Below are 12,800 nucleotides of genomic sequence, written 5' to 3' on the forward strand. Positions count from 1 at the left end.
ATGCTTAGGCGTTTTTAACTAAAATAGATTCCATTACGTTGGCAGCATCCTCGCACATATCTGTAGCCGTTTCCAGCGCAGCCAGTATCTCTTTGTATTTAATTAGTTTGATAGCGTCGGTCTCGTACAGGAAAAGATCGGCAACAGCACGGTCAAACACGTAGTCGGCCTGGTTTTCTACGCTGTTTATGCGGATACAAGAATCGGCAATTGCACGAACGTTCTTCAAATCTTTCAGTTCGCGTACGGCTTTTTCAAGATCACCGCTGGCCTGCAGAATAAGGTCAGACAGTTTGCGGATGTGCTCGTTATAATCTTCTATCTTATACAGGCTCATCCGGTTTGATGCACCATGTATATAATCGGCAACGTCGTCTATCGCGGTAGCCAGCGAGTGTATATCTTCACGGTCAAACGGGGTGATAAAGTTTTTGCCTAGTTCCAGGTATATCTGGTGGGTAAGTTCGTCACCTTTGTTTTCCAGCTTGTCTATCTGGCGAAACAGTTCTTCCTGTGTAACCGGGTTAGCAGAGTTTACAGCTTCTACCAGTATAGTAGCCATAGTTACAACATTGCTTGCTGCCTGCTCAAAAAGCGGGAAGAAAGTTTTTTTATCCTTAGGGACAAAGTATTGAAAGATACTGTTAAGAGACATTGTCATTAAATTTCAGTAAAGGTACGGATGCAATGTTAAATTAATGTTAACTTTTTAACACGGGTATATTGGGGAATGGCAGCGCTTGTTTAACTTTTTGCAGTGTAAAACCGAAGGTAGATCCCACCCCCTCTGTGCTTCTTACGTTAATGTTTTGTTGATGCGCCTCTACAATGTGCTTAACTATAGCGAGGCCCAGGCCCGATCCGCCAATCTGCCGGGAGCGGCTCGTATCTGTACGGAAGAATCGTTCGAACAATCTGGACAGGTTTTTTTCTTCTATGCCAACACCGTCATCTGTTACTTCTACCAACACCTGGTCATGCAGGGTAAACAGGCTTACAGATGTACTTCCGCCTTCCTTGCCGTATTTAAAGGAGTTATCTATAAGGTTAACCAGTACCTGTCGTATCTTCTCGCGGTCGGCATTCACGTAAATACCGTCGTCGTATTTTTGTTTAAATATCAGCTTAATGTTGTGATCCCTGGCCTTAAACTCCAGCGATTCAAAAACTTCTTTTATAAGATCATTAATTTTAAACTTGCTGTAATTGATCGGGATCTCGCCTGATTCCAGTTTAGATATCTCATCAAGGTCTTTGATCAGATAGCTCAGGCGGTCTACATTTTTAGAAGCCTTTTTCAAAAACTGTTCTGCCATTTCGCGGTCGTCAAAACCGTCATCCTGCAGGGCTTCTATATAACCCTGTATGGCAAACAGGGGAGTTTTAAACTCATGAGAGATGTTAGAGAGGAAGTCCCGGCGAAATTTTTCCTGTTTACGCAGATCATCAATCTCAGTTTTCTTAATCCGTGCCCACTCCTTTACCTCATTCTCCACATCCTTAATAGGGTTGGCAGTTACATGTTCGCCCAGGGCATCTCTTAAATCGCGGCCCAGTTTTAGGTTGTGGATAAGCTTATAAATAAGCTTGATACGCGAATAGATATACTTTTCGATAAGATAGTAAAATACGATATAACTGCTGATCAGCGTCACCAGGAAGGTGATGATCATATCGTACCACTTGTGCTGAAAATAATAGTTTACTGCCGACAAGCTGATAGCTACAGCAGCGGAATTAATGAGAACGAGCACACGCAAATTCATACACAAAGGTACGCTTTGAAAATGAATGAAATAATAAGCTGCGCGAGCCCCGGTATTAAATAATTGTTAAGTGATTAAAGCACTATTTAGTCACTTCAACCTCTATCGTGATGGTAGCTTCGTCTGCCAGTACCAAACTGCTGCCACCGATGCCGAAATCTCTACGGTTAATTTTGAAGGAGCCCTTTACAGCTGCTGTGCCCCCTGCTTCGTTGTAGGTGAACGGTACAGTTACCTGTTTGGTCTTATCTTTAATGGTTAAGTTAAACTGGCCCGTGTAGTTGTTGCCGCTGTTGTGTTTAAAAGAAATGGAACGCATTGTTATTTTAGGGTACTTGGCAACGTCAAAGTAATCCTCTCCCTTCAGGTGATTGTCGCGCATCTCGTTATCAGTGTTAATAGATGCACTCTCTGCCGTGGCGTCTATCTTGCTTTTGGCAAGATCTGAGGGTACAAACTGAACGTCGGCCTGTACGGTGCCTATCTTACCGCCGGTATTTATGCCCATGTTCTTTATCTTAAACGTTACCGAAGCTTTTGTAAGATTGTTGGCAACCTGCGCAAAGCTGCTTAGTGTTACTGTTAAGATTAATATTGCTAAACTGAGTTTCTTCATTATACCCGGCGTGTTTGTTGGTGTGACTTTACTTTATCGTTTTGGTTTAACTGATCAGCTAAAACTCTACATGCGCGCGCAGAGAGAAAACGTTTACCGGGCCGCGGTCTTTGTTATAAGCCGGGTTAGCAATAAACTGGTAATCGGGCGAGAGCCATAGCTTTTTTTGATAAGCATTAATTTTGTAATAAAGCTCGGCAATCAATTCGGTGCTGTAGTTAAGCCGACCGTCGCCTATGATGAAGCCGTAGCCGCCCGCTTTCAGGTAATCGCGGTGCGGTGCAGATAGGCCGTTGCCAACAAATGCCAGGCCCAGTTCATCATCTCCACGGTTCCAGCTGCTGCCCCTTAATACAGCCCCTAAACTTACAGACCGGTCTATTTCCGTAAAGGCCCAGGTTTCGGTCTTGCCATCATTCCAGCTTGCCTTGGCAAATACACCAAAGTCTCTGCTGAGGTATTGGTCGGCACTGATGCCAAAGCCGTACTTGTGCTTGCCGTAAGTAAGAGTTGTATCTACAGTGGGGTTAACGGGCTTCAGCGCTAAAGCGTCTCTGTAAACACCCATTTTGCCATTGTTACGAAAACCAAGGATGCGTACTGTGCCGTTGCGGCCGTTTAGTTTATACCGTTTCTCGTATTCCAGGGTTTGCGTATTGGCGCGACTTACGCGCTGGTCCCATATTGCACCGTTTGCAGAAGTGGTTGTCATGGTGAAGGCAAAGCGCAACGCCCATGTAGGCTGCCCCAACTCGGCCATTGCGCCCATTACGTAACCACGGGTATTGGCCGGGTAGTCCCATGCCGCATTATCCATCAATGCCCAGTTCATGAACTGAGAGCGGGCATCATGGCTGAATTCGTTACCGTCGAAAAAATCTGCCATGCCAAATTTGCCGACAGTAAAATTTAGGTAACGCTTGCTGCGCAGGCCGCCGAGCTGGTTTACATCGTCTGCAAGGGTGTCTCTATCATTACCCCACTCAAAGGTTTGTGTAAAGTAAAGGCGGGCTATGTATATTTTAGGTTCGGCGCCGCCAACCCTGAAGGTTTCACCATTTGGAAAACCGGCAACGCCAAGTGTTTTGCTTAGTCCGGAACCGCCAGACATCTCCGGATTAAAGTATGCCGCTGCTCCTTTCCACAGCCGAGCCCCGCCGAATAAAGTTGTGGTAAGCGACGTTTGCGTTTCGCTGTTGGTAAGCAGGCTGTTCGCTCCGGAATAGTTGGCGCTAAACGATGGTTTAGCTTGTGTAATAACAGTTTGCTGGAAGTGCAGGTTAAAACGCTGCTGTTTTAAAGTATCCTGCGCCCGGGCATATTGTCCGGCGAGCAGCGCGGCTAATAAGAGTAAAGTTTTGTTCATAACAGGCGTTTAATAATATTGAGTTATTGTACTTCGCTATAAAACTGCTGCAGGTAACTGAGCATAAAGTTGTGCCGTTGCTGAGCCAATTGCTTGCCGGTGGAGGTATTCATTTTGTCTTTGAGCAACAGCAGCTTTTCATGAAAGTGGTTAATTGTTGGCGCAGCGGAGTTTTTATACTCCTCTTTGCTCATGTTTAGGTTGGGTTCAATTTCGGGGTTGTACAATTCGCGCCCCTTGAAACCTCCGTACGTAAATGCGCGGGCAATACCAATGGCACCTATTGCATCCAGCCGGTCGGCATCCTGTACAATGGCAAGCTCTGTTGAGTGAAAGGATGGCTTATCAAAGCTCGCTTTAAAAGACATGTAGCGGATGATCTGCTGAACGTGCTCAATAACAGCCGGCTCGGCATTGATGCTTCTTAAATAGTCTCCTGCGGTGCGCGGGCCAATTTCCTCGTCCCCTCCGTGAAATTTGCTATCAGCAATATCATGCAGCAGTGCAGCAAGTTCTACGGTTAGCAGATGGCAGCTTTCGCCTTCTGCAATGCGCCTGGCATTGGTGTGTACCCGTTGTATGTGCCACCAATCGTGCCCGCCTTCGGCGTCGCTAAGGGTTTGTTTTACAAAAGCTATAGTTTGCCCAATTATATCTGCGTCGCTCATCAAATGTTGTTTGCGGCAAATATATTAAGGGATATTGATAAGCCCTGAAATTATTACGGGTCAGGCAGCTTCGGCTTTATCTGCTTTGATAAGGTCCATCAGTTCCGTTTCTAAAACTTCAGCTATCTGGAAAAGACGTTCCAGCGTGATCTTAGTATAACCAAGTTCTATTTTACTATATGCGTTCTGAGATATTTTAAGTTTTGCAGCAAGGTATTCCTGTGTATAGTTGAGTTCTTCGCGTTTGTTACGAATGTTTGCGGCAACGGCTTTAACTTTAAAACTTAACAGATTCTTCATCTTTTTTTCTAATTGTCGGAGGTCAATAATCGTATACTAACGAAAAGCATCTTTGTACGGATTTCTTTTTGTTAGGTTTTAATTAAATTTTTTTCCGAACGATGAAATCATTTGGCGCTGACTGGCGCCCGGGCATTATTTGGCAGGTGTTGTAAAAGGGAGATTTGCTACCTGTAATTTACCCTATACAATGCAAATAAACTTGAATTTAGCACTGTGAATTGGTGTGGTTTTTAAAGGTGCTTGCACGGATTTTAAGCCAAAAACAGACATAATCGTGCTATTTGACGTCTTTTTTAACGGAAGTAAAAAAGTGTTCAAAAACTTGTTTTTACCGTCGGGCACAAAAAAAGCTGAACACTTTTTACATTTTGGCCTCTTTAACGTTGCACGTTAAAGGTCGTACTTAACCACAACTACCGGCAGCAGGGTAGCGGCGTTTAGTGGCAGCTGATCTTTGGTGAGGATAGGTTTGCGCTGTTTGAAATAGGCGTAAGCAGCTTTCTGAACTTCGGCCACACCTGTAGCGGGTGCATTATAGCTTATTGAAAACGGTATAATAAAATCGTGGAACTTCTCTTTGTTGGGGATGATCCATTTTTTGTTAGACTTTCTAAGCGCCTCTATTACAGGAAGGGTAAGCATGTAATCATCTGCATAGTAGATCACAATCTTTTGTATCTGTCCGCTTATATCGGCAGTGAATTTAATCACAGCCATGCCGCTTGCCTTTTTATCCTTAATATCCTGGCCTACTCGCAGGCTGTCAGTAAAGAACCTGGTCATGATAGGGCTTCCACCTTGGAAAGGAAATGCAAGATCACCTTCCTGCGCTTTCGCAAGGGCTGATGAAAGTATAAACAGGGCAATTATCAGGAGCTTTTTCATTTATTCTGCTTTTGGTTCGCGTTTAGTGCCTTCATATAGTTCGTACTCAAAAAGGCGGCAGTCCAGCTTACCGTTATAAAATTCTATTTTCCGGGCAGCCTTTAAGCCAATCTTTTTAGCCAGGTCAGGGTTGCCGGTGAATACATATCCACTTTTTCCTAAACACTTTTGTTTCAGGAAATCGCCTATGCGTTTATAAGTTATTTCCAGCTTAGTATGGGTTCCTAAACGCTCGCCATACTCGGGGTTAAACATTATTATGCCCGGGCCTTCGGGGACTTCTGTGTCTGCAAAATCACAAACAGCAAAGTCTATCAAATGTTCTACGCCTGCTGTATTGGCGTTCTTGCGGGCAATATCTACTGCATCATCTGATATGTCCGTAGCAATTATTTTAAAGTTGATCGCCTTCTTGGCTTTGTCCTTAAGTGTGCGGCGTTCTGTAAAAAATACCTGCTCATCATAGCCCAGTATATGCATAAAGCCGTAATTCATCCGAAACAGGCCAGGGTGTTTATCGGTTGCAAGCAGTGCTGCTTCTATAGCAAGCGTGCCTGAGCCGCACATAGGGTTTACAAAAGTGCTTTGACGGTCCCAACCGGTCGACATGATGGTGGAAGTAGCAAGCGCTTCCAACATTGGCGCTTTGCCGGGTATTTTACGATAGCTGTGTTTGGCGAGGGTCTCACCTGAAGTATCTATAAAAACATCGGCCTTGTTATCCTGCCAGTAAAGATGTACAACTGTTTTATTAGCATCTGCACCAGAATTTGGGCGGATACCTTTCTTTTGCTTTATCCTGTCTACAATGGCATCTTTTACCTTTACGTTTGCAAATAGCGGCGTTAGGATATGCTTGTTGTTAACATTGGACGTAACAGAAAAATACCCGGAAAAATCAATCAGTTCCTCCCATTCTATTTTCACTAGTTCGTTATAAAGCTCATTCGGGTTCTCTGCTTCAAAACTCTTTAACAAATAAAGTATTTGGCTGGCACAGCGCAGGTTAAGGTTTAGCGGAATGGAGTCTGTAACAGTTCCCTGCAGCTCTACGCCTGTTTGGAAAACACGGGTTGGTTCAAACCCAAGGGCTTCTACTTCCTGCTTTAAATATAGCGACAAACGCTTATTACAGGTGATGATGATCTTACTTTCGTTGTGGAAAACTTGCATATAATAATTGGCGAATTTATGAATAAAAAGCCGCCGTTTTAATTTCATACTCTTAACTTTACATTTTAAATATTTCGGAAGCAATGGAGATCAAAGGTAAAGTACACGAAGTGGGCCCAACTGCCCAGGTGACAGAATCACTTAAGAAACGAGAATTGATAGTTGAATATATCGAAAACCCACAATATCCTGAGTATTTAAAGTTCGAGGCGATACAGGATCGTTGCGCACTGCTTGACAATGTTAAAGTTGGTGACGATGTGGAGGTTTTCTTTAACCTGCGTGGCCGCCCATGGACAGATAAAACCGGCAAAAAAAGCTACTTTAATTCAATGCAGCTTTGGAAAATAAATGTATTAAGTGGTGGTGCATCTGCAGCTCCGCAATACGCTGCTCCTGCTGATATCAGCTCAGCACCAGATGATGATGATCTGCCATTCTAAGTTATTTTAGATTACTGGTTGCTATACAGGATCCCGGCTAAGTTAAATTGGCCGGGATTTTTTGTTTAGAAAAAATGGTATATAAAAACAGAGAAGATAATCTGCTATCTTCACGCTCATGAACGCTGTTCGCTCCTATTTTAACGATTTTTTGTCCCTCATTTTTCCGGAGCTTTGTGCCGCGTGTCATGCTACGCTTGTATCCAGCGAACACGTTATTTGTACACATTGCCTGTATAATTTACCTTATACAAATTTTCACGAACAGCCCGATAATATAGTAGCGCAACAATTTTGGGGTAAGCTGCCGCTTGCCGGCGCTTACGCGTTATACTATTTTAATAAAGGAAGCAATGTACAGCGGATGATGCACCATTTTAAATATGATGGGATGCACGGTATTGGAAATGCACTTGGCGCCATTGCAGGCCAGCAGCTGAATAAAAGTGAGGTTTTTAAGAACGTGGATTACATTATACCTGTTCCATTACATAAGAAACGATTGCGTGAGCGCGGGTATAATCAGAGCGAGTGTTTTGCTGATGGGCTTGCAAGCAAGACGGACGGGACTGTGCTTGCCAACAATCTGGTTCGTACGGTGTCTACCAACACGCAAACCAAAAAATCTCGCTTTGCAAGATTTGAAAATATGCAGCAAGTATTTGCTGTAAAGCATCCGCAGCAATTACAAAATAAACATGTTTTGTTGGTGGATGATATTGTTACTACCGGTTCCACCCTGGAGGCGTGCGGTGCAGAATTGCTTAAGATACCTCAACTCACGTTAAGCATTGCTACCATTGCTTACGCGGTATAGTCAATATTAATTTTTTATTGCTTCTGGTATCTGCTGAGTTTATCGTGCAGTGTAGCCGGATCAAAGGGTTTTAGTATGTAGTCGTTCATGCCGGCGTTCTCTATTTCTCCCATTTGGTTACTTAACATAGAAGCAGTAAGCGCAATTATTGGCAAGTTTTGAAAGTATGGATCGTTAAAAGTGCGGATAACCCCGGTAGCTTCAAGTCCGCCCATAATAGGCATATGGATGTCCATTAGCACCACATCAAAATTCTTATGTTCCTGAAGCTTATCAATAGCTTCCTGGCCATTTTCAGCAAAATCCGCAGTGGCGCCCCATTTTTTAAGCACCTTATTTATAAGCAGCCTGTTTATTTGGTTATCATCAACCACCAGCACATGAATATTGAGCCCTGTTTCCACTTTGTTGTTATTATTTACGGTTTGGCCTTCCAGCTTTTTAAAAGTTATTGTAAACCAGAAAGTAGAGCCCTGTCCAGGTACGCTGTCAACGTTAATTCTGGAATCGTGCAACTCTATTAATCGTTTACTAATAGCTAAACCTAAGCCTGTGCCACCATAATTTCGGGTGGTATCAGCCTCAGCTTGCTTAAAAGACTCAAAGATGGTATTTAATTTTTCTTTTGCAATACCAATTCCGGTATCAGAAACTGCAAAACGTATCCTTACAGATTTCGAATCCTGTTCTATAACCTTCAGGTCGATATCCACACCTCCTGTCGATGTGAATTTAACCGAATTACTTACCAGATTCAACAGTATTTGAACCAACCTGGCCCTATCACCAATAACAAAAGCAGGTACACTCTCTTCTATATTACTACGCAGATATATACCATTTTCTTGTGCTTTGTACTGCATTGATAGCGTAACGCCCTCAATCATTTCCCTAACATTTACCCTTGCTTTTTCAAGCTCAATATTGCCAGTTTCAATTTTGGTGAAATCCAGCACATCATTAATCAGGGTCATGAGGTTCTCGGCAGAAAACTTCAAAATGTTCAGGTTCTCTTTTTGTGACTCAGACGGATTGTCGTTCATTAACAAATGCGACATGCCGATAACGGCATTGAGCGGCGTACGTATTTCATGGCTCATTACGCCAATAAACATGTCTTTTGCCCTGCTTAGCTGTATAGCTTCTTCTTTTGCGGTAATAAGTTCAAGTTCAGCTTTTTTCTTCGCGGTAATATCCAGTATAACTTCAATGTACTTATCTACTTTCCCTGCATCATTGGTGATAACTGAGTTAATTACAGATATCCATATTGGGGTGCCGTCCTTTTTGTAAACCAGTAAATCAACTTCAAACGATTGCTTTTTCTCCGACAGTTCCCTTGCCTTAGAAATAATTGAAACATCGGTGAGCTCCCCTTTCAAAACATCACCTAAATGGCCTCCTTCAACATCAGCAAGTGAATAGCCTGTTATGCTTTCAAAGGCATCATTAACCCATTCTACTTTGCCGCTGCTATCGTTTATAACCACCCCGCTGGTTGCTTTACTTGCAACTAGCGAAAGCATATTTAACTGCTCTTCAGTTTGCTTCCGTGCTGTTACATCAACCATAACGCCAATCTGGCGCTCTACCTGGCCCACCTCGTTAAACAGCGGACTATTAGTGATAAATACCCAAGTAGGTGTGCCATCCTTTTTATAGATTTTTAACTCGACCTCGTAGGACTTGTTCTGCTTAACAGCTTCTAAGGCTTTCTCAAACACCCGCATATCGGTGTCTTCTCCCAGGAGTTTAGTGCCCATGGTTTGGCCCCTTAGCTCATCCAGTGTGTAGCCGATGATGTGAGACATCGAGTCATTCATCCATATGATCTTACCTTCCGCGTCACGGATCATAATACCGCTTGGCGACTTCCTCGCAGCAAATGAGAGTATCTCCACATCCTGTTCAGCGCGTTTGCGGCTGGTAATATCAATAATTATGCGGATGAATTTCTCTATCTTACCCGTAGGGCCATAAATGATAGAATTGGTTACCGAAATCCAAAGAGCCCTGCCATCTTTAGTGGTGATTGATAGCTCCACCTCGTATGAACGCTTATTTTGAAGTGCATCTATTAGTTCGTTCTCAGCATTCTGGTCTTTAGGTTTACCTTTTAAAACATCTCCTAAAAACCGACCCTCAACATCTTTAATGTTGTAACCGGTGATATCTTCAAAAGCCGCGTTGGTCCATAGTACATTATCTTCTGCGTCGCTAATCAGAACGCCGTTCTTTATCTTACTGGCTACCAGCGAGAGTTGTTCTGTTTGGGTAAGCAGGTTTTTCTGGTAGGTAACGTCGCGGCCGCTTGCATACCACTTGCCATTCTTATTTACTGCCGTCCAGCTTATCCACTTCATTTCGCCGGTCGAGGTAACAGCTTGCGTGTCAAGTTCAAACGGCTCATGCGAGGCTACAGCCTTTTCTATAAGTGGAGCAAATTGTTCGCGGTTTTGGCCCGCTACAAACGACCATAACGATTTGCCAATAGCTTGTTCCGGACTGTAGCCCAGGATGTCGCTTACGCAGTTATTTATTAATTCGATGTTGGAATTGGCACCTGCAATGAAGTGTATTTCAGATGAACTGTTAAAGAGCGTGTAAAAATCTTTATGTGCCTGCAAGCTTTGCTCCAGTTCCTTCTTTTGCTTGCGGAGGATGAGGTGACTCATCACCTCGTCAGCCAGGGTGCTTAAGGCATCCTTTTGCTCGTCGCTTAGGTGTTTCGGCTGCTGGTCAAAAACGCAAAGGGTACCAATACAGTAGCCATCCGGATCAATTAACGGCGCACTGGCGTAAAATCGGATATGGAAGTTTCCGGTAACCATTTCTGTTTCGCAAAACAATTCGTTTTGAGAAGCATCAGGCACTTCTACCAGTTCTTTCTTCAGGATTGTGTGGCGGCAAAAAGAATCGACTTTAGGAATAAAGTCCAGATCGTAACCTACTTTAGATTTAAACCACTGCCGGTCATTATCAATAAAGGTAATAAAGGCTAGCGGCGCCTGGCATATATAGGAGGCCAGGCGCGCAATAGCATCATACTCTTTTTCGGGCAGCGAATCGAGAATGTCGTACGAATGCAGAGCGGTTAAGCGTCCGCTTTCTTCGTTTTCTTTCATACCCTGCCCTACAGCCATTAAATTTAGTTTAAATGCTTGTCGCTATATAATGGATGATCTGCCATCAGCTTGTGCACCTTTTTACGAACTTTCTTCAAAACGGTTTCGTCTTCAGGGCTTTTTAATACATCATCTATAAATTCCACAATGGTTTCCATATGCTTTTCTTTTAAACCACGGGTGGTTATAGCAGCTGTGCCTACACGTATACCCGATGTGACAAATGGCGACTTGTCATCAAACGGAACCATATTTTTATTGATGGTAATATCTGCTTCACCCAAGGCCTTCTCAGCAGCTTTACCGCTGATGTTCTTGTTCCTGAGGTCGATAAGCATCAGGTGGTTATCTGTTCCTCCTGAGATGATTTCATAACCCCTGTTAACAAAAGCTTTGGCCATTGCTGCGGCGTTCAGCTTTACCTGAACAATATATTTCATGTAGCTGTCGCTTAATGCTTCACCGAAGGCTATTGCCTTAGCAGCAATGATATGCTCCAGCGGGCCGCCCTGTGTGCCGGGGAAAACGGCCATGTCCAGCAGGTTCGACATCATTCTAACCTCACCCTTGGGTGTTTTAAGTCCCCATGGGTTCTCAAAATCTTTACCTAATAAGATAAGGCCGCCACGTGGGCCGCGCAGGGTCTTATGCGTAGTGGTAGTTACGATATGGCAATGCGGAAGCGGGTCTGTTAACAAACCGCGTGCAATAAGGCCCGACGGATGAGATATATCTGCCAGTACCAAAGCGCCTACTTCATCGGCTACCTGGCGTATAAAGGCGTAATCCCAATCACGTGAATATGCAGAAGCGCCGCATACGATCAGCTTTGGTTTCTCACGCAGTGCTACTTCTTTTAGCTGCTCGTAGTCAATGTAACCGGTTTCTCTCTTCACACCGTAAAAGTGAGGTTCGTATAACTTACCGGAGAAGTTTACCGGTGAGCCATGGGTAAGGTGGCCACCATGCGAAAGGTCGAACCCTAATATTTTGTCGCCTGGCTGCAGGCAGGCCAGCATTACTGCGGCGTTAGCCTGTGCACCACTATGTGGCTGCACGTTTGCCCACTCGGCGTTGAAAAGCTGCTTTGCGCGTTCAATAGCAATGGTCTCTATCTCGTCGACTATTTCACAACCGCCATAGTAGCGTTTGCCCGGAAGGCCTTCGGCGTATTTGTTGGTTGCTACCGAGCCGGCAGCTTCCATAACCTGTTTGCTCACGAAGTTCTCGGATGCTATCAGTTCAATACCTTCTTCCTGGCGTTGCTGTTCCTCGTCTAGTAATTTGAATATAATTTTGTCTCTTTTCATTGCTGTGTGTAATGCGCGTAAAATTAGAGATTAGATGTGAGAAATGACACAGGTTATTGAAGATAAGCAATTAAGCATTTTAAATTGATGTATAACCTTACCCTGTAACAACTGTATCACGACAGGGTGTTACACCTGATACACCTAAAAGTGACCTAATTTTTATAATGGATTATCTATCAGTGTATTATGAAAAGTAGATGTTTGAACATGTTACAGTTTTGGCGGCCGTGTTACAGTTTTTACGACTTTTTTACCTGATGATACAGCTCTTAGGTGAGTAGTGATTAGTCAGGGTGAGTGGTAAATGGTAACTTAATACTGCAAA

Annotated in this window: 12 protein-coding genes; 2 read left to right on the top strand and 10 right to left on the bottom strand. The window is 43.7% G+C overall.

What is annotated here, in order from left to right; translation table 11 throughout:
• Positions 1–4: 4 nt before the first annotated feature.
• From AC59GT_RS00975 to AC59GT_RS01010, 8 genes are all read right to left on the bottom strand, one after another.
• On the bottom strand, positions 5–655 hold the full coding sequence (locus AC59GT_RS00975) for a DUF47 domain-containing protein (protein ID WP_497235899.1): 651 nt from the start codon (positions 653–655) through the stop codon (positions 5–7).
• A 46-nt stretch (positions 656–701) separates the two neighbouring features.
• Complete coding sequence (locus AC59GT_RS00980) at positions 702–1,766, bottom strand: sensor histidine kinase (RefSeq protein WP_497235900.1); 1,065 nt, start codon at positions 1,764–1,766, stop codon at positions 702–704.
• 82 nt (positions 1,767–1,848) lie between these two features.
• Positions 1,849–2,382, bottom strand: a complete 534-nt coding sequence (locus AC59GT_RS00985; protein ID WP_497235901.1) for a YceI family protein — start codon at positions 2,380–2,382, stop codon at positions 1,849–1,851.
• A gap of 58 nt (positions 2,383–2,440) precedes the next feature.
• Positions 2,441–3,748, bottom strand: a complete 1,308-nt coding sequence (locus AC59GT_RS00990; protein ID WP_497235902.1) for a carbohydrate porin — start codon at positions 3,746–3,748, stop codon at positions 2,441–2,443.
• Between the two features lie 23 nt (positions 3,749–3,771).
• Positions 3,772–4,416 (bottom strand): HD domain-containing protein, encoded by a 645-nt coding sequence (locus AC59GT_RS00995; protein ID WP_497235903.1) that lies wholly within the window; start codon positions 4,414–4,416, stop codon positions 3,772–3,774.
• A gap of 60 nt (positions 4,417–4,476) precedes the next feature.
• On the bottom strand, positions 4,477–4,716 hold the full coding sequence (locus AC59GT_RS01000) for a helix-turn-helix domain-containing protein (protein ID WP_117384919.1): 240 nt from the start codon (positions 4,714–4,716) through the stop codon (positions 4,477–4,479).
• A 393-nt stretch (positions 4,717–5,109) separates the two neighbouring features.
• Positions 5,110–5,604: a hypothetical protein gene (locus AC59GT_RS01005; protein WP_497235904.1), complete on the bottom strand. Its 495-nt coding sequence runs from the start codon at positions 5,602–5,604 to the stop codon at positions 5,110–5,112.
• Positions 5,605–6,777 (bottom strand): THUMP domain-containing class I SAM-dependent RNA methyltransferase, encoded by a 1,173-nt coding sequence (locus AC59GT_RS01010; RefSeq protein ID WP_497235905.1) that lies wholly within the window; start codon positions 6,775–6,777, stop codon positions 5,605–5,607.
• Positions 6,778–6,860: 83 nt separating this feature from the next.
• On the opposite strand from AC59GT_RS01010, the gene AC59GT_RS01015 reads away from it, so the two are divergent.
• Entirely contained in the window at positions 6,861–7,220 is a 360-nt protein-coding gene (locus tag AC59GT_RS01015; RefSeq protein WP_497235906.1) for a DUF3127 domain-containing protein, read from the top strand.
• Between the two features lie 118 nt (positions 7,221–7,338).
• Positions 7,339–8,037 (top strand): ComF family protein, encoded by a 699-nt coding sequence (locus AC59GT_RS01020; RefSeq protein WP_497235907.1) that lies wholly within the window; start codon positions 7,339–7,341, stop codon positions 8,035–8,037.
• Positions 8,038–8,051: 14 nt separating this feature from the next.
• On the opposite strand, the gene AC59GT_RS01025 is transcribed toward AC59GT_RS01020, so the two are convergent.
• Entirely contained in the window at positions 8,052–11,180 is a 3,129-nt protein-coding gene (locus tag AC59GT_RS01025; RefSeq protein ID WP_497235908.1) for a PAS domain S-box protein, read from the bottom strand.
• 5 nt (positions 11,181–11,185) lie between these two features.
• Complete coding sequence (gene glyA / locus AC59GT_RS01030; protein ID WP_497235909.1) at positions 11,186–12,472, bottom strand: serine hydroxymethyltransferase; 1,287 nt, start codon at positions 12,470–12,472, stop codon at positions 11,186–11,188.
• Positions 12,473–12,800 lie beyond the last annotated feature (328 nt).

This window comes from Mucilaginibacter sp. 320_HR (assembly GCF_059691875.1).